The organism is Parasutterella sp., from assembly GCF_057870745.1.
The window spans coordinates 1-16,760 of the sequence record NZ_DBMALT010000025.1; the positions used below are offsets into that span (position 1 = coordinate 1).

Sequence of the window (16,760 nt, forward strand, 5' to 3'; positions counted from 1 at the left end):
CTCTCCGCTTTATGGAGATCCGTTAATGAAGCGCCCATTGCGGTACCGCACGATGGGTGCTGTGAGAGAGGGGCGGGGAAACCCGTCCCCCTACTCGATTTTATTGTGCGGCTAAGAGAACTTTTGAGACGAATGCTATAAATAAAACTCTTTCTATTCTCTTATTACCTTATCGGAAACCCTGATTAAGTTAAGGCTTATTTCTCGCTATACCTATTCAAACAGGGTATTCCGTGCGAATATAGAAACATAAAAAATCACCCAAATTATCTTCAAGGAGATCGGTATGAATTTAAGACTAACCGCTCTATCCGCACTCGTAGGCATCTCACTTGCCGCTTTTGCACTCCCCTCTAATGCATGCTTTACTGTAATTGTCGGAAAGAAAGTTTCTTCAACGGGTGAAATTCTTGTTGGTCATAATGAAGACAATGAAATGCGCATTATCACCAGTCAGTATTGGGTCGATCCGGCAGTGCATGAAGACGGAGAACTCATAGAATTTGAGCCCGCTGCCGCCAAAATTCCTCAAGTCAAAAAGACACTGGGATTTTGGTGGTCGCAGACTTTGGCGCCTACCGGCTATTCATTCTCCGATGGCTTCGTGAATGAGAAAGGTGTCGTAGTTGTCTCCAACAACTGCAACCAGACCATTGAAAAAGGCGAAAAGATCAACGAAGGCGGCATCGGTTATGGGATTCGCCGTTTAATTGCTGAAAGAGCAGTTTCTGCAAGAGATGGAGTGAACCTGGCTATCGGTCTCGTAAAGAAGTATGGCTATTTTCAAGAAGGTCGGACATATACAATTGCAGACGCTAATGAAGCTTGGCAGCTCGTGCTTTTGTGCGGCAGCCGATACGTCGCTCGTAAAGTTCAGGATGACGAAATTGCCTTCCTGGCCAATGCAATCAATATTACGAATATTGATCTGAAAGACACTGCCAATGTAATTGCTTCTCCGGATTTAATTGAGAACGCTATAAAGAAGGGTACTTATAAGCCAAAAGATCCGAAGAATTTCTCTGACTTTAATCTGAGAAAAGCCTATCAGCTTGACGAAAGAACTTCTGCTGATTGGACCAAAGAACGCGTTCGTGTCTTGCTCAATTACATAACAGGCAAAGACTATAAGGACGAGCACGCCTTCCCGATGTCTATGAAACTTAAGAATAAAGTTTCTTACGAACAGGTTCGTCAGATGATTAGCGGTCACAGCAAGCATGAAGTCAGAAATTCCGGCTGGTATCACCAAGGCATGAACGACATCTGCAATATCGGAACCTATGACAGCGTTGTGTATGTCTTGCGTCAGAACCCGTTGTTTACGTTGGCTTGGAGAACGAACGGCAGACCTTCTCAGCAGTTCTCTTATCCGCAATACCCGTTAGCGGGCGCCGCGATCGGACAGAATTTTATGGATCCCAAGACTGCAACGGCGGCTCAGTTCCACGCTAAGCCGGATCAGTTGTCTTATCGCGCCGACCGTCCGCTTTATACCTTCCTTGCAATGCAGAACTTCTTAGATTGGCAGCATCAGGATTATCCGATTTTTGCCAAGAATAAGAGGGCTTTTGAAAAGCAGGCAGCTGCGGAAGTTCATAAAGCCGATAAAGAAGGCAGAATGCTGTATCGCGTAGATCCGGTTAAAGCCAAAGCCTTCCTGCATGAGTTCAACAACTATTCTTTCCATAATGTACTGCATGCAACAGAACAGGAACTGCATGCACTCCATCATCTCCCGATCATTATTAACACTAAAGAATTAAGCCAGAGTTCTAACGGTACTTTCACCGTGACGGCGCTCTCAACGCCTGAAGTTCACATGACGAGGGTGGATAAGGAAGCAACTCGCTTCGGTTCTCCGTTCTCTAATGCGGATTTGGAAGTCAACCGTGAAATGCCGAAACCTCTCAAAGTCGAATTCTTAGATGTGAACCAAGACGGCTTAAAGGATGCTGTGTTTACATTCCCGATCAAGACGGCGGTCGCTTACACAGTACCCGATGTTGATACCGAGCTTTATCTTTGGACGAAAGTCGGTAAGAAGCAGTTGGCAGGCTTCGACGTCGTCAAAATCAAGAAATAAGCTCCAACAGTAAATTTGGAAAAGATCTGGCGGCCTGGTCAAAGCCGCCGGATCTTACTGATTTAAGAATATGAAAACTAAAACACTGTTTGCAACATACGGCTCTGTCATTGCTTCCTTTAAAGATGTGAAAGACAGGCAAAATCTTCTTCTTGAAGATTTCGGAGAAGAAAGGATCTATTACGCGCCATTTGACTATGTCAATCCAAAGGCTCGTTTATTCATTGTTGGCATTACGCCTGGCGAAGTCCAGATGAATAACATGCTTGTCGAGGCGGCTCGTTTGATTCATCAAGGTTTTTCTGACGAGGATGTTCTGAAGCGCTGCAAAGCCGTAGGAAGTTTCAGCGGACCGATGCGCAAGAATCTCGTTGAATTGATGGACGAGGCCGGAATTGCGGAATTCTTGGATATCAAAACAACAGCACAGTTGTTCTCTGATAAACAAGATCTGGTGAACCTGACATCGTGTATTCGTTATCCGACTTTTACAATCAAAAACGACAAAGAAACAAATTTCAATGCAGAAATAAAGCAGGGCACAAAATTATTTGAATTTGCGGCGCCGCTGACATTGGAAGAGTTGAACAAAGCACCTAACGCTGTGCTTCTTCCGTTAGGACCTAAAGTTCAGCATTATTTAGAAAAGGTTGTGAAGGGCACGAAGTTCGAAAATCGTCTGCTGCCGGAACTTCCTCATCCGTCTCGTGCCAATGGAGAAAGAATTGCGTATTTCTTAGGTCAAAAAGCCAAAGAGAAGCTCAGCCGCTTAACAGATCCGGAAAAATTAGATAACTCTAAGAAAAATATGAAGAAAATTTTGAAGTCTTTGAAAGTTAAAGGCTCAAAATAACGCGAAAAAATAGACTCTAAAACGGTCGGAAAGCCTGACTATTAGGCTTTCCGCATAAAAACGAATGAAAATCAGACGCGTTTTAAAGCCCTAAAATTCTTTTTAGTGGACATTCGTCGGATAGAATTGCCTGAAAACGCGTCAGCAATTCTTCGCTAAAAATGCGCCTAAAGCAACGGCGAGCAGGCCGCCTAAAAAACTGGCCAAAACATAGAAGGCTGCTTGTCCGATGTGGTTGTCCAAAACCATTGCGTAGACTTCAACGGAAAAAGTACTGAAGGTTGTGAAGCCGCCGCAGAATCCGGCAGTTAATCCGAAACGAAGCTCCGGGGGAATCTCGGGCCGATCCAAAAAGAAAAACGTTAAGAAGCCGAGAATGAGGCTGCCGATGATATTGATAAAGACGGTCGCAAACGGAAGAAAACCGAAGGAACTAATCAGAAAGCGAAGTAAAGAACCAAGACCGCCGCCGATCATTACTGCGAGATAAATCATTTTGCTTAAACGTTTGCAAGATCATCAAACTGGAAATTTTACTCTCGTGCTTGTTTGGCTGGCACAGGCCAAAGTAATTTTGAGAAAAGGGCTACTGAAAAATCTTGAACTTGTAACTTAAATAATTGAATAAAAACGTAAATAATATATTATTCAACATAACTACTATTATGTTGAGTTGAATTTGGAGGTTTTTAGTCTGTTTTTTAATTATTGTTTGAACGATTTGGCACTGTCTGAACTCGTTTTTTCATGTTTTGAAATTTTAGATACCTCTATTTATTCTTTTCTACCACCGTTATTCATAACTTATTAGTAGAAACGCAAAATTTTTTGTCTGTAACTATTTATTTCCGTCGGGTTTTAGCCTATGATCAGAGTCAGGGTTATGGGGGATTCTCTCTTGTCGCCCACAATGCCAATCCTTTGGAGGTAAAGATTCTATGTCAACTAAGAAAAACTTTTGGATAGGACTGCCCATGCAGATGATGTATGGCTTGGTCCTAGGCGTGATCGTAGGTACGATGGTATCTTCCGAATTCGGTGCCACCTACCTGCAGCCGCTTGGCCAGCTGTTCATTCGTTTGATCCGCATGGTCGTAGTACCGTTGGTTGTTGCGACTTTGATTGCAGGCTCAGCCGGCTTGGGTGATGCCAGCAAAATCGGCAAGATCGCTGTTAAAACAATTCTCTTCTTCGCAATTACGACGGCTATTGCAGTTACGATCGGTCTGATCGTTGCTAACTTCATGGAACCGGGTACCGGTTTAACGATTTCCGTCGAAGGTCTGAAGGCTAAAGCGGCTGCTGCGCCTCCCCTTTCTAAGGTCCTTCTTGAGATCGTCCCGATTAACCCGATCGAAGCGTTTGCCAAAGGCAACATGCTTCAGGTTATCTTCTTCTCCATCTTCTTCGGTTTCTGCCTCTCGCTTATGGGCGATTCCGTACGCATGGTTACAGACTTCTTCCAGAAAGTCGGCGACGTCATGATTCGGATGACCAACTATGTCATGCTTTACGCTCCGATCGGTGTGTTTGGCTTGATCGCTTACACGGTTACACGTCATGGGTTAGCTGTTCTGCTTCCGCTGGGCAAGCTCATTCTTACCGCTTTCATCGCAACGCTTATCTTCGTCTGCATTACCTATCTGCCGATCATCAAACTTATCGGCATGAAGATTTCCGATTACCTCAAAGGCGCTTTCGAACCCTGGCTTATCGCTTTCACAACTTGCTCTTCTGCCGCAGCCTTGGCTGTCAACCTTGAAGCTTCCCGCAAGATGGGTGCCTCTAAAGCTATTGCTTCTTTCGCAATTCCTCTGGGCAACACCATCAACATGAACGGTACCTCCATCTACATGGGCGTAACCGCTGTGTTCGCTGCCGAAGTTTTCGGTATTGACCTTACTCTGGCTCAGCAGTTCCAGATCGTTTTGATGGGCGTTCTGGCTGCCGTCGGTACAGCTGGTGTTCCAGGTGCCGGCCTGATTATGACAACTCTGGTCTTTACAGAAGTCGGTATTCCTCTTGAAGCCGTTGCTCTGATTGCCGGTATCGACCGTATCCTTGATATGATCCGTACATCTGTCAACGTCCTCGGCGACAGCTTAACCGCTCTAGTGGTTTCTAAGTCCGAAGGTGTTCTCGGCACAGAACTGATGGATCAGGACACAGTTGTTAAAGAACAACTTTAATCAATAAAAAGTAAGAGATTGGCAAGGAAAAGCCGGGCGAAAGCCCGGCTTTTTCGTGGCTAAAATAGGTTTTAGCCGGCTAACTAATCGCGGCATTTTGTTATGCTTATGGACACAACTAATATCTAACGAAGACGAAGATGTTTCCTAGCTTTTGGGCACAATTTCACGATTTTTTTGAAACCGCGCTTTATTGGTTTGCCAGCACGTTTAATCTCACGGCTGAGTTTGCCAAGATAAGAGGCGGTTTGGATGAATTTTTTTGGGCCATGGAAAGTATCTTCGAGGGTTTATTTCACTACATCCCTTCACTTTTATCCGGCGGATTCCTCGGTTACTAATAAAATAAAAGCGCCCTCTTAAGGACGCTTTTACAACTTAACTTGTTCTTTCTATTAAGAAATTCCGAGAGCTTTCTCTAAATCGGCAACGCTGGTTTTGGCTTTTACGTCTCTGAATTCAGCTGTCAAAATACCGTTTTCATCGATCACAAAAGTGCTGCGGACAATGCCGAGGTACTTTCTGCCGTACATCGATTTCAACTTAAGAACCCCGTAGAGTTTGGAAACTTCAGAGTCAGCATCGCTCAGCAGCGGGAATTTGAGCCCCTGTTTGTTTCTGAAATTGGTGTGGCTCTTTATGCTGTCTCTAGATACTCCGATGACCACATATCCGGCTTTTTCAAATTTATCTAAAGCGGCCTGGAAGTTCACGGCCTGCATGGTGCAGCCGGAGGTATTGTCCTTCGGGTAAAAATAAAGAACGACTTTTTTGCCTCGAAGATCGGAAAGTCTAGCCTTTCCGCCTAAGTCGCTTTCTAATTCAAAATCAGGAGCGGGTTCGCCGACAACAGCTTTGCATTCGTCTTCGCTAGGAGCCACAGGCTCGCTCTTTCCTGTCAAATGACACATTCTTATACTCCGTTAATCAGTTGCAAACTGCATTGTAGGAATTCGCAATGATTTTGTTAAGCCTGTGGCTGCTTTGGGCTGGTCTTCTTGAATTGAATTTTGTTTTTTAACAACGAGACGAATACTGTCGCCGTCTTTCACAAAAGAAATTAAATCGCCTACGCCGGCACCGAGTTTACGAAGAATTTCTTCGGGGATACGCACGGCACCGAATTCATTGACATCTGCCGTGTCTGTCACAGAGGGATGGATCATTGTTAATTAGCAAATTAAGAATCACCAGTCTATTGCTGGCATTCTATTCACTTAAGCGCAACTCAGATGGTTATCCCCTTCAAATTGGGCCTAAAAAATCCCGCCGGAGCGGGATGAGATACTTGGTCTTATTCGGGTCGTTTTTCCGGACCGTGTGTTTGTTCGGGAGGCACCGGAATGATGGTAGCGGCAGGTTCTACTTTCTCTTCTTTCTTGGCGCCGAAACCGAAACGGCTGGGTTTCGGAGCTTCAGCTTGAGCTGCAGGTTCAGCTTTCGGAGCTTTTTCCGGTTCCTTCTTAACGGGCCTTGTAGCGGCATCAATCGGTTTGCGGAAAGCATTGAAGAAAAGAAGCAGGCTTAAAAGGGCCGCCAAACCGCACATGGAAATCACAAGGTACCACTGCGGGAAAGCGAATTTAATGTTGAAAATGACAAGAGGCGTGTTGGCAGGCAGGAAGAAGTAGATCGATCCGCCTAAAGCCGACCAGAAAATCAGGTTGAAACCGAACACCCAGCGGGATGCAGGCCCTCTTCCTTTGACGCAGCAAATCGAGAAACCGAGCAGGAAAAGAATGACGGTAATCAGAGCATTTTCAACCTGGAGGAATCCGGACCAACCGGTGCTGAAAGGAAGGTAATGCGTTTCTTCTTTGGCTTTCGGTTCGTCAGCCGGCTTACTTTCAGTCGGAACCGGAGAGGGAGCCGCAGTGGCCACTGCAGGAACTGTCGGCTCAGTGGCCGAAGATGAGGAAGAAGAATTCGGCGAGACATTCAGCTCAGTCTTAGCGCCCTCTTGTTCGGTTCTTTCTTCTGTTTTGACAAGGCCGTCATCAGGTTTTTCGTAAAAGGCAGCGTTTTTAGCTTGTTCTTTTACAACGGGATCATCGATGTGATCACTCTTTTTCTGGAAAATAGAAAGCTTGTTGGTGTTGACAGCAACTTTCTTTTGAACCGCAACAATCATGTTGTCCGGTTCAAAGACGCTCTCGCCTCGGACGTAAAGGTAATAGCCGAAGAAAGCGTGCATAAACATTGCGATAAAGCAGATAAGCGCCAATATGATACGCATAAGAAAACCTCTCGTTACAATGTGTAAAGATTAGCACACTGCCAACCTTGTAAAACCTTCAATCTCCCGAACCGACCGTAGTTTGCTGATTTTTGCGGAAAATCAGGTATAAAACTAAAATCTTGTATGTTTAGTTTCCGGCAGGAAAATAAGATGGACATCAAAAAAGACAATGAAATGTATATGACGATTGCGCAGATCGCTGCGCAGAGAAGTTATGCCAAGCGCTTAAAAGTAGGCTGCGTCATTGTCAAAAACCATTCAATTATTTCTTTCGGCTGGAACGGAATGCCGACCGGTTACGACAATTGCTGCGAGTACGAAGTCGACGGAAAACTTGTCACCCGCCCCGAAGTTCAGCATGCTGAGCTGAATGCCATCGCGAAACTTGCTCAAAACGGCTACAGCTCCAACGGCGCTAAGATTTTTATCACGCACTCCCCTTGTATCCATTGCTCTCTATTAATACAGAAGTGCGGAATTAATGAAGTCTATTATCACGAGAAATATCGTGATGACGCCGGGATTCAATTCCTTAAGAAAGCCGGCATCAAAGTAGAGCAGCTCTGATTAGTTGTCTCCGGCTGCCAAGAGCCTTGCCTGTTCTATTGAGAATCAACGAAACACAAAAAAGAAAAACTTGCCGATCTTTCGGTCTGACAAGTTTTGCCGAGGGTGTCGAACCTTATCTCGTTCTATCTGAGCGAGCCTCGGTCAACCCGGCACCTAATCTCGGTGCCGGTACCTCAATTACTTACCTAATTTTTTCTTCAAAGCATCCACACCGCAGTTGACCATGTCGTTGAACTGGCCGGCGGTAATACCGGAATACTTTTCTTTCGTCTTCTGAACGGCGTCGTTAATGATTTCGCGGAGTTCGCCTTCAGTCAGGCTGGAATACTTTTCCTTGGTGCGCTGAACGGCAACGTTGATGAGATCATTGAGTTCACCTTCAGTAACGTCACTTTCTTTGTCCAGAGCGCGCGGATCCTGAACATATTTGCCAACGGCGTTTTCAACCAAGTTGGACAAGCCTTCAACGCCCTGTCCGCTCTTGGCAAGATAGGCCATTACGGCATCATTAAGTTCATCAGATACTGTCACGCTCCATTCAGCTTTTCCCATTTCGATCACCTTTTAAGTTATTGGATCGGAGTTACTTCCGATCTGTCGATGGTTAGACTATAAGGGAAACCACGCATGAGCGGACAATATCTACCCCATTTAGAGTAGGTTGCTAAGCGAGATACTTCTCCAGTCCGAGAATGGCCGCCAATTGAGGAACGTTGTCTGCCACGCCAAGGGAGGCTGTCTCCAGCAAACACTCCCTCGGGCTGGCGCCATAACTTACGGCAACGGAATCTGCTCCGGCGTTTGCAGCCATCTGCATATCGAGCACCGCGTCGCCCACCATGACCATGTCTTTGGTTTCAAGACCGGATTCATCGGCAATTGCCAAAAGCATTCCCGGATTCGGTTTAGAGAAATTAGTGTCGGCGGTCTGTACGCATTCAAACAAATACTCGATTCCGGTGGCTTTAAAAACTCGTTGCATCCCTTCCCGGCTTTTACCGGTTGCAATGGCCAGACGTTTTCCGTCTTTGTACATGTTCTCCAGCAGCTGCCTGAAACCCGGAACAAGCTCCAGCTCAGCCTCTTTCTTCGCGTACCAATCCATATACGCTTGAATAAATTCCGCATATCTGCCCTTCGGACAGTCGCAGCAACACAGTGCAATGGAATCCGAACGGTTAAGGCCAATGGTTGACAGCACTAATTCGTCAGACGGTACAGGATAGCCGAGCGCTTTAGAAGCATGCTGATATCCTTTCATGATGAGACGGGTTGTGTCCATCAGAGTTCCGTCCCAGTCAAAGACGTACATTTCGTAAGGTTTCGCCATTAAAGCACCAATACGTCATATTGTTCTTGGGTATATTCCGTCTCAACCGACAAGGTAATCGGCTTTTGGATGGAATCTCCGACAAGCGCTAAAGCTTCGCTTTCTTCATCAAGGAATAAATCGATGACCGATTGTGAAGCAAGAATTCGGAATTCTTTGGCGTCCTTGAATTGATGATATTCACGCACTACTTCACGGAGAATTTCGTAGCAGACGGTTCGGGCTGTCTTGATTTCTCCTCTTCCTCCGCAGGTCGGGCAGGTTTCGCAAAGCGTGTGTGCCAGGGATTCCCGAGTACGTTTACGCGTGATTTGAACCAGGCCCAAAGAAGTGAATTCCGAAATCGAAATGCGATTGCGGTCTTTGGCAACGGCTTTTCTTAATTCCGTCAGAACGCCCTGCTCATGCTCTTTGGAATCCATGTCGATAAAGTCGACGATAATGATTCCTCCTAAGTTTCGTAAGCGGAGCTGGCGAGCGATAGCCTGAGAAGCTTCTAGGTTCGTTTTGTAAATGGTGTCTGAGAAATCTCGCCTGCCGACAAAAGCACCGGTGTTGACGTCAATGGTCGTCATAGCCTCTGTCTGATCAATAATCAGGTAACCGCCGGACTTCAAATCAACTCGACGGCTAAGAGAAGCTTCGATTTCTTTTTCCAGATTGTATTGATCAAAAAGCGGTCGTTCGCTGTTATATAAGCTCAGCAACTGAACGGCCTCCGGTACAAATTTTTTGCCGAATCTTGTCAGTTCCTCAAAAACTTCCGGATTATCAACAATAATTTTTCCGGTTTGCTCCGTCACAATATCTCTCAGTACCCGCTGGGAGATCGAGACGTCGGAATAAAGTAGGCAAGGCGCACCGGCAATATGCGTTTTAGCCTCGATGTCTAACCAAAGTTTTTCCAGATACTTCATATCGTTGACGAAGTCCTCCGGTTTGGCATCTTCGCCGCTCGTCCGGACAATAAATCCGCCTTTCGGAATGCCTTGTTCTTCCGTTAATTTGGCAACCGCTTCTTTAAGACGTTCGCGTTCGGCTTCATCCTCGATTTTTTGGCTGACGCCGATGTGGGAGGTATAAGGTAAATAGACTAACAGGCGCCCTGCTAAGCTGATTTCGGTTGTGAGACGGGCGCCTTTTGTTCCGATCGGATCTTTGGCCACCTGTACGAGAACGACTTGGCCGTCATGAAGGAGCCGCTCGATGGGCAGCATTCCTCCGTTTTCCTGATGGGCCTGCCGCATATCGCTGACGTGAAGAAAGGCGGCTCGGGACAGCCCGATTTCAACGAAAGCAGACTGCATGCCCGGAAGCACTTTCCCGACAACGCCTAAATATATATTTCCGATTAAAGAGACATCCGCATTTCTTTCAATGCGGAGCTCTTGTAGAACGCCGTCTTCTAAGACGGCAACCCGCGTCTCATGGACAGCATTGTTAATTAATATTTCCTGCATTATTTGTCCTTATTCTTTGTTTCTGAAATTTTAAGCGTTCTTGGCGCCGAGACCTAAAATCGTGCTCAGATTCGCACTCAAGAGCTGTCCTGTTGGATAATGTGATTTGTTGATTAATACTAGAAAGTAATGGCATTTTTTAATTTTGGCAGTCGATCCGATCTTTCTTCGCCGTTTACGGAGGAGCAGGCACGCCTGTTGACTTGGACGAAGGTTCTGGAAGAGGAAGCGTTAAAGCGCCGGAAAATCACTATTTCCGAACTTAAGGAAGTCACGGCACGATGCGCTCGCGAAGTCGGAGAACAAGCCGATTTCAAGAAACTGCTTTTGACAAGAGCGGAAGGCGTTCTTGAACTCTTAAGATCAAAAAGTGCCGTTCCTTTTAAGAAGCCTCAGGGCATACCGTATTGGGCGATCGGTTCTGTTCTCGCGGTCTTAGCCTTTGTCGGGGGGATCCTGACGAACGAGCTTTCCGTTACAGATAACAGGATTAACTTGCTTTCGCCTCCTCTCTTGGGCGTTATTGCCTGGAACCTCATTGTCTACTGCTGGATTGCGGCAGCCTTAGTGTTTAATCGAGGAAAGTCTCCGGTCGGATATATTCGCCGTACCTTTGCTTCGGCGGTTTTAAAACTTCAAACCCGCGGAAGCCACGGTCAAGAGGCATTGGTGTCTTTTTACGGTAAGTGGACGGAAGCGGAGCTGCCGCTTCTGCGAGGACGAATTGCCGAAATCCTGCATTTTTCAGCGGCTCTTTTTGGTCTTGGACTCATTGCATCTATCGGCATCCACGGCTGGGGCACCGAGTACACCGTCGGATGGGAAAGCACATGGCTTTCAGATAAACCGGCGGCTGTTCTGACCTTTATTAATTTGTTCTACGGAATGATCCCCGTCAACGCGGATCTCTTTAATCAGTTGACGCCGCAAGTCATCGAGTCAATGAAGTTCGGGGCCGGACACGGACAAAACGCTGCGCCTTGGCTGGTTCAGCTTTTTTACATTATTTCCCTGATCGTTGTGGTTCCTCGAATCCTTTTGGGGCTTTATGCTTATGCAAAAGCCCGATATATTGGGAATCACTTTCCGATTGATCTTGAGTCGGTTTACTACTCAAATATTCTCCGTCAATGGAGAGGACAAACTATGTTGATGCAAATTATTCCGTTCTCTTATCCTTTAACGGAAAAAGTAAAGGAAGGAATTCAGAAATTCGCTTCCGAACTGCATCCCGAAAATTCCCGGTGCATCTTTTCTGAGGCCCAGCATGAAAATACTAAGCTTCCTGAAATTCCTGCAGGAGAGCAAACAGAAGTTATTGCTGTTTTTGCTATGACTTCCACACCCGAGATAGAAGTACAAGGCAGGTTTATTGCGGAGCTTAAACAGAAAGCTCTGGATTCAAAGGCCCTGCTTCGTGTTGTTATCGATACCTCCGGGTTTTTGGCTCGTTTCGCAAATACGCCTCAGCGAATTGCAGAACGTAAAAAGAATTGGTCGAACTTCCTTGCTCCGTACGGTGTGAGTTTCGCTTTTGTAAATCTTACAGATGCTGATGTGAAAGACGCAGCGGCACAGTTTGAACAAGCAAAATAAGGACGTTTCCTTGAGATGAATAAAGATCCTCAAAAAATTAATCTTTCATTAGTCAGCCATACCAACGTCGGCAAAACTACTTTGGCCCGTACTTTATTGGGCAGAGATATCGGGGAAGTCGGTGACCGCTCTCACGTCACCACCGAACCGGAAGATTATGTTTTATTAAGAGCGCCGGATGATTCCGAGCTTATTCTTTGGGATACTCCGGGATTCGGAGACAGTGTCCGTTTGGCCGAACGCCTCAAAGCCCGAAGCAATCCGATCGGCTGGTTTACGAGCGAAATCTGGGATCGCCTGACGGATAAATCTCTTTGGCTGAATCAGCAGGCGATTAAACATGTGCGGGACAAATCTCTGGTGATTCTTTATTTAGTGAACGCCAGTGAATCACCGGAAGCCGTGCCCTACGTCAAGGCGGAAATGGATATTCTTGCCTGGGTAAACAAACCGGTGATCGTTCTCTTAAATCAGATGGGTGAAGCTCGTCCTCCGGAAGAAGAAAAGGCAGAAGTCGAGCTTTGGCGTGACTATTTGAAGCCTTATGCTTTTGTGAAAGCCGTGATGCCGATGGACGCTTTTGCCCGCTGCTGGGTTCAGGAATACGAACTTTGGAAAGAGATTGAGCTGTGTTTGACGGACGCGGACAAACCGACTTTTGCCTCTTTGCATGCGACTTGGATTCGTCAGAAGCAGGCGCTCTATTCTTCTTCTTTGGAAGCCATGGCTGCTTATATGGTTAAGGTTTCCAACGATAAGGAAGTCTTAGCCAGTCAGTCATTGATTGAACGCCTCCGTTCGATCGGACGCTCTTTGGGTTTTATCAAGAAAGACCTTCACGGTGCGATGGAAGATGCTCAAGTCGCCTTGTCCACCCGAGCGGCTGATTGGCTCTGCACCCTGACGCAGCGCCTTATTAATATTAATGGGCTGGAAGGCAGCGGAACAAAGGCAGAAATTCTGCGCCGTATGCGCAGTGACTGGGAAACTCAGGCAACGATTGATCCGAAAGCAGCCTCCCTGCTCGGCGCCGTAGCCGGCGGTGCGGTCAGCGGAATTGCCGCTGATATTGCAACCGGCGGTGCTACTCTGGGGCTCGGTGCCTTGGGCGGTGCGATTGTCGGAGCGTTGGGCGGCGCCGGTGCGGCTGCCGCCTACAACGTTCAAAAAGGCCATAAGGAAAATATCATCACATGGTCTCCGGCTTCGATGGAAGGTTTCCTGCTGGATACCGTTCTTCTGTATTTGGCTGTTGCGCACTTCGGGCGCGGCAGAGGCCAATGGGAAGACAGCGAATCTCCGGCATTTTGGAAAACGCTGGCCGAACAGGCGATTAAAGCTCAAAACATCGATTTCAAGGCTCTGAAAGAAAAGGCAGCAGATGCTGATCAGCTTCGCGGCGAGTACACAAAGATTTTAGATAAGACCTTGAGAGATATCTTCAAGAGCCTCTACGGCGTCACGATCTGACCTCAAATTCCGCTCTGCATTTTGGGTGCAGAGCGGAATTTCAAGTGGATAATTTTCTGCAGAATACGAAAAATGTTGTGTTCTGCAGGCAATGACTCTGAACCTTGGAACGTATGGAGGCCCGAGTCTGCGTGATAAAATTTATTCGTGTCTCTAAGGACCGAGCCCGGTAGAAATAAGTACGTTAAGAGGCGTTTTTTAAAAGTGACCTAAGAGAACGCGGGATTAAAGAGAGTATCTTTTCTTTTTTCTCGTTCGAGCGGCAGAAAAGCTCGGTATTCGATAACTCTGCATGTAAGGCAATCTTGTCGAATGTTGGAAAGGAAGTCTGACTTCTTTTTTTGAAACTTCGTGCACGCACGAAGGTGTTCATGGATAATGCGGTTATTCACAAGCGCACAATGAAGTGCAGAATAAAGGATGACAAATGACGGATATTAAAGACACAACATTGAGGGGTGTTAACCTTTTAAGAAATCCCTGGTTCAATAAGAGCAGTGCTTTTACTGAAGAAGAACGCGACGAGCTGGGTTTAAGAGGTCTTCTTCCTCCGAGAGTGTCTACTTTCGACGAACAAGTGACTCGCCTTAAAGGCATCATCGACACATACGAAAAACCGATCAACAAATATATTGTTCTCGAAGGCGCACACGCTTCCGATGAAACTTTGTATTTTGAATTGCTGGTTCGCTACATCGATCAGTTCCTTCCGATTGTTTATACCCCGACGGTGGGTCAGGCCTGTCTGCAGTACAGCCACATCTTCCGCTATGCCCGCGGTCTTTATGTTTCCACTGAAGATAAAGGTCGTGTTCGTCAGCTGGTTGCCAACGTTCCGCACAAAGATGTTGACATCATTGTTGTGACAGACGGACAGCGCATTCTCGGTTTAGGTGACTTGGGCGTTAACGGCATGGGTATTCCTGTCGGTAAACTGGCTCTTTACACTGCCTGCGCAGGTGTTAACCCCCAGAAGACACTTCCTGTCTGCATCGACGTCGGTACGAACAACGAAGAACTTCTGAACGATCCGCTTTACATGGGCCTTCGCCAGAAGCGTGTTACCGGACCGGAATACGACGCTTTGATTGCTGAATTTGTGGACGCCGTCAGAGAACGCTGGCCCAATGTTGTGATTCAGTTCGAAGACTTCCATAACAGTCACGCCTATGATCTTTTGGATCAGTACAAGGATAAAGTCCCCTGCTTCAATGACGATATTCAGGGAACGGCATCGGTTGTTGTGACCGGTATGTTCTCTGCCATGCGTGCCCTCAAGCAGCAGCTCAAGGATCAGAAAGTCTTGTTCCTGGGTGCCGGTTCCGCAGCTACCGGTATTGCACACTTAATCGCCGACGCGATGGTTGAAGAAGGTTTGACTAGAGAAGAAGCTCTGGCTCGCATCAAACTGTTTGATTCCAAAGGACTCGTAACCAAGAAGCGCACTGCCCCGCTGACTTCGGCCAAACTGCCGTTTGCCGCTGAAGATGCTCCGGCTGAAACATTCCTGGATGCGATCCGTGAAATTCAGCCGACTGCAATTATCGGTGTATCTGCTCAGGGCGGCGCCTTCACGAAAGAATGCCTGGAAGAAATGGCGAAGATCAACGAACGTCCGATCATCTTTGCCCTCTCCAACCCGACTTCGAAGGCCGAATGTACAGCAGAAGAAGCATACAAGTACACAGACGGACGCTGCTTGTTTGCATGCGGTTCTCCGTTTAACCCTGTTGAATACAAAGGAAAAACCTTTGTTCCCCGTCAGGGCAACAACCACTATGTATTCCCGGGAATCGGACTCGGCGCTATTTTCGCCCGTGCCAAACTGATTCCGAATGATGTCTTCTTGGTGGCAGCCAAGGTGTTGGCTGACATGGTCAAACCTGAAGATCTGGAACGCGGCAGCCTGTATCCTGCACTTTCAGAAGTTCGTGAAATTTCTGCAGAAATCGGTGTAGCAGTTGCCGGTTACATCTTCGACAACAACTTGGCCGGAATTGAAAAACCTGCCGATCTGAAGAAGGCCGTTAATGATGCCATGTGGGATCCGAAACATGCTCACTTCGTTCAGGAATAATCGTTCGTCCTGATTAACAAGAATCCTCCGATGCGAAAAACACCGGAGGATTTTTTTACCTGAAAAAACGGCCTGCTGATGCAGGCCGGATAGATTATTTTTCTTGAGCGGTTTTTTCTTGTTCTTCTTTGAGAAAGTAAGAAATCTTCCACTTAAACGAGACACAAGCCATACGAAGAGCGGTAATGAAAATGAAACCTGCCCAAAGTGCAGCATCAACCGGAACTTTCAGCTCTAACAGCATGATGTAGAACCAGCATCCGATGAAACCCACAACCGCATAAGGCTGACGGTCGGCAACAACAGCCGGCATCTGATTTAAGAAGCAGTCTCTCATCAAGCCGCCAAACACACCCGTGATACATCCGATGATGACGGAAGATAACCAAGGCACTCCAGCTGCCAATGAAAGTGACGTTCCGGAAATACAGAAAATTCCGAGACCGATGGCATCTGCAAAGATATACCAGTCATGGGCGTGTTTCGTTCTCTGGAAAAATTTATAAATAAACGGTGCCGCCATGCAGATGACAAAAGTGGCAACGACATACGCTTCGTGATCAATCCAGTAAAACGGCCGGCGGTCAATCAAAATATCACGGAGCATCCCTCCGCCGAATGCCGTCGAAAAAGCGACGATAAAAACGCCGACCGGATCAATTCTTCTTTTGATGCCTTCGAACACACCGGAAAGTGCGAAAGCGACAATGCCGACAAAGTCAAATACGGGAATGAGCGCGTTGAGCGCTCTGACGTCCATTTCCATGTTAGGAATCTTCTAAAAAATTATTTTGCGACATTAGATTAAAAAAAAGATCTCTGCACTCGGTAAAAACCATTAAAAATCAATAAGTGACAAGCAAATGTTACAGCTAAATTGTTAGCCTGCT

16 protein-coding genes are annotated in these 16,760 nt (G+C 46.7%); 8 read left to right on the plus strand and 8 right to left on the minus strand.

Annotated features, from left to right (window positions below; translation table 11 throughout):
- The first annotated feature begins 286 nt into the window (after positions 1 to 286).
- Entirely contained in the window at positions 287 to 2,086 is a 1,800-nt protein-coding gene (locus ACZND6_RS07870) for a C69 family dipeptidase (protein WP_300876273.1), read from the plus strand.
- Positions 2,087 to 2,156: 70 nt separating this feature from the next.
- Positions 2,157 to 2,939 carry a uracil-DNA glycosylase family protein gene (locus ACZND6_RS07875; RefSeq protein ID WP_046448436.1) on the plus strand — a complete coding sequence of 261 codons (783 nt, stop codon included), beginning with the start codon at positions 2,157 to 2,159 and terminating at the stop codon, positions 2,937 to 2,939.
- A 141-nt stretch (positions 2,940 to 3,080) separates the two neighbouring features.
- On the opposite strand, the gene crcB is transcribed toward ACZND6_RS07875, so the two are convergent.
- Positions 3,081 to 3,434: a fluoride efflux transporter CrcB gene (crcB, locus tag ACZND6_RS07880; protein ID WP_293738593.1), complete on the minus strand. Its 354-nt coding sequence runs from the start codon at positions 3,432 to 3,434 to the stop codon at positions 3,081 to 3,083.
- A gap of 443 nt (positions 3,435 to 3,877) precedes the next feature.
- On the opposite strand from crcB, the gene ACZND6_RS07885 reads away from it, so the two are divergent.
- Complete coding sequence (locus tag ACZND6_RS07885) at positions 3,878 to 5,128, plus strand: dicarboxylate/amino acid:cation symporter (RefSeq protein ID WP_008811946.1); 1,251 nt, start codon at positions 3,878 to 3,880, stop codon at positions 5,126 to 5,128.
- A gap of 140 nt (positions 5,129 to 5,268) precedes the next feature.
- Positions 5,269 to 5,469 (plus strand): hypothetical protein, encoded by a 201-nt coding sequence (locus ACZND6_RS07890; RefSeq protein ID WP_008811947.1) that lies wholly within the window; start codon positions 5,269 to 5,271, stop codon positions 5,467 to 5,469.
- Positions 5,470 to 5,523: 54 nt separating this feature from the next.
- Here ACZND6_RS07890 and ACZND6_RS07895 read toward each other — a convergent pair whose 3' ends face one another.
- From ACZND6_RS07895 to ACZND6_RS07905, 3 genes are all read right to left on the minus strand, one after another.
- A complete protein-coding gene (locus ACZND6_RS07895; protein ID WP_008863720.1) occupies positions 5,524 to 6,039 on the minus strand; it encodes a peroxiredoxin in 516 nt (171 codons plus the stop codon).
- 12 nt (positions 6,040 to 6,051) lie between these two features.
- A complete protein-coding gene (locus ACZND6_RS07900) occupies positions 6,052 to 6,294 on the minus strand; it encodes an AbrB/MazE/SpoVT family DNA-binding domain-containing protein (protein ID WP_293737802.1) in 243 nt (80 codons plus the stop codon).
- 128 nt (positions 6,295 to 6,422) lie between these two features.
- Positions 6,423 to 7,364, minus strand: a complete 942-nt coding sequence (locus tag ACZND6_RS07905; RefSeq protein ID WP_293737801.1) for a hypothetical protein — start codon at positions 7,362 to 7,364, stop codon at positions 6,423 to 6,425.
- A 153-nt stretch (positions 7,365 to 7,517) separates the two neighbouring features.
- Here ACZND6_RS07905 and ACZND6_RS07910 point away from each other — a divergent pair, with 153 nt between their 5' ends.
- Positions 7,518 to 7,934 carry a deoxycytidylate deaminase gene (locus ACZND6_RS07910; RefSeq protein WP_022099720.1) on the plus strand — a complete coding sequence of 139 codons (417 nt, stop codon included), beginning with the start codon at positions 7,518 to 7,520 and terminating at the stop codon, positions 7,932 to 7,934.
- A gap of 180 nt (positions 7,935 to 8,114) precedes the next feature.
- Here ACZND6_RS07910 and ACZND6_RS07915 read toward each other — a convergent pair whose 3' ends face one another.
- From ACZND6_RS07915 to rng, 3 genes are all read right to left on the minus strand, one after another.
- A complete protein-coding gene (locus ACZND6_RS07915) occupies positions 8,115 to 8,489 on the minus strand; it encodes a ribbon-helix-helix domain-containing protein (RefSeq protein ID WP_278660480.1) in 375 nt (124 codons plus the stop codon).
- A 112-nt stretch (positions 8,490 to 8,601) separates the two neighbouring features.
- On the minus strand, positions 8,602 to 9,267 hold the full coding sequence (locus ACZND6_RS07920) for an HAD family hydrolase (RefSeq protein WP_489524524.1): 666 nt from the start codon (positions 9,265 to 9,267) through the stop codon (positions 8,602 to 8,604).
- The gene (rng, locus tag ACZND6_RS07925; protein ID WP_489524525.1) at positions 9,267 to 10,727 is read right to left on the minus strand and encodes a ribonuclease G; all 1,461 of its coding nucleotides are present in this window, start codon (positions 10,725 to 10,727) and stop codon (positions 9,267 to 9,269) included. Before rng ends, ACZND6_RS07920 begins: the two co-directional genes overlap by 1 nt.
- Before the next feature lie 129 nt (positions 10,728 to 10,856).
- On the opposite strand from rng, the gene ACZND6_RS07930 reads away from it, so the two are divergent.
- From ACZND6_RS07930 to ACZND6_RS07940, 3 genes are all read left to right on the plus strand, one after another.
- Positions 10,857 to 12,323, plus strand: a complete 1,467-nt coding sequence (locus ACZND6_RS07930; protein ID WP_293737797.1) for a DUF2868 domain-containing protein — start codon at positions 10,857 to 10,859, stop codon at positions 12,321 to 12,323.
- A gap of 15 nt (positions 12,324 to 12,338) precedes the next feature.
- A complete protein-coding gene (locus tag ACZND6_RS07935; RefSeq protein ID WP_293737796.1) occupies positions 12,339 to 13,793 on the plus strand; it encodes a DUF3482 domain-containing protein in 1,455 nt (484 codons plus the stop codon).
- Positions 13,794 to 14,220: 427 nt separating this feature from the next.
- Positions 14,221 to 15,870, plus strand: coding sequence for an NAD-dependent malic enzyme (locus ACZND6_RS07940; RefSeq protein WP_489524526.1), 1,650 nt, complete (start codon positions 14,221 to 14,223; stop codon positions 15,868 to 15,870).
- A 94-nt stretch (positions 15,871 to 15,964) separates the two neighbouring features.
- On the opposite strand, the gene ACZND6_RS07945 is transcribed toward ACZND6_RS07940, so the two are convergent.
- Positions 15,965 to 16,636: a trimeric intracellular cation channel family protein gene (locus tag ACZND6_RS07945; protein WP_293704043.1), complete on the minus strand. Its 672-nt coding sequence runs from the start codon at positions 16,634 to 16,636 to the stop codon at positions 15,965 to 15,967.
- Positions 16,637 to 16,760: the final 124 nt, after the last annotated feature.

Excerpts from the sequence above, each read along its gene's own strand:
- ACZND6_RS07945 (WP_293704043.1), bottom strand. The coding sequence starts at position 16,636 with ATGGAAATGGACGTCAGAGCGCTCAACGCGCTCATTCCCGTATTTGAC.
- crcB (WP_293738593.1), bottom strand. The coding sequence starts at position 3,434 with ATGATTTATCTCGCAGTAATGATCGGCGGCGGTCTTGGTTCTTTACTT.
- ACZND6_RS07870 (WP_300876273.1), top strand. The coding sequence starts at position 287 with ATGAATTTAAGACTAACCGCTCTATCCGCACTCGTAGGCATCTCACTT.
- ACZND6_RS07905 (WP_293737801.1), bottom strand. The coding sequence starts at position 7,364 with ATGCGTATCATATTGGCGCTTATCTGCTTTATCGCAATGTTTATGCAC.
- ACZND6_RS07910 (WP_022099720.1), top strand. The coding sequence starts at position 7,518 with ATGGACATCAAAAAAGACAATGAAATGTATATGACGATTGCGCAGATC.
- ACZND6_RS07920 (WP_489524524.1), bottom strand. The coding sequence starts at position 9,267 with ATGGCGAAACCTTACGAAATGTACGTCTTTGACTGGGACGGAACTCTG.
- rng (WP_489524525.1), bottom strand. The coding sequence starts at position 10,727 with ATGCAGGAAATATTAATTAACAATGCTGTCCATGAGACGCGGGTTGCC.
- ACZND6_RS07875 (WP_046448436.1), top strand. The coding sequence starts at position 2,157 with ATGAAAACTAAAACACTGTTTGCAACATACGGCTCTGTCATTGCTTCC.
- ACZND6_RS07885 (WP_008811946.1), top strand. The coding sequence starts at position 3,878 with ATGTCAACTAAGAAAAACTTTTGGATAGGACTGCCCATGCAGATGATG.
- ACZND6_RS07895 (WP_008863720.1), bottom strand. The coding sequence starts at position 6,039 with ATGTGTCATTTGACAGGAAAGAGCGAGCCTGTGGCTCCTAGCGAAGAC.
- ACZND6_RS07935 (WP_293737796.1), top strand. The coding sequence starts at position 12,339 with ATGAATAAAGATCCTCAAAAAATTAATCTTTCATTAGTCAGCCATACC.
- ACZND6_RS07940 (WP_489524526.1), top strand. The coding sequence starts at position 14,221 with ATGACGGATATTAAAGACACAACATTGAGGGGTGTTAACCTTTTAAGA.
- ACZND6_RS07900 (WP_293737802.1), bottom strand. The coding sequence starts at position 6,294 with ATGATCCATCCCTCTGTGACAGACACGGCAGATGTCAATGAATTCGGT.
- ACZND6_RS07890 (WP_008811947.1), top strand. The coding sequence starts at position 5,269 with ATGTTTCCTAGCTTTTGGGCACAATTTCACGATTTTTTTGAAACCGCG.
- ACZND6_RS07930 (WP_293737797.1), top strand. The coding sequence starts at position 10,857 with ATGGCATTTTTTAATTTTGGCAGTCGATCCGATCTTTCTTCGCCGTTT.
- ACZND6_RS07915 (WP_278660480.1), bottom strand. The coding sequence starts at position 8,489 with ATGGGAAAAGCTGAATGGAGCGTGACAGTATCTGATGAACTTAATGAT.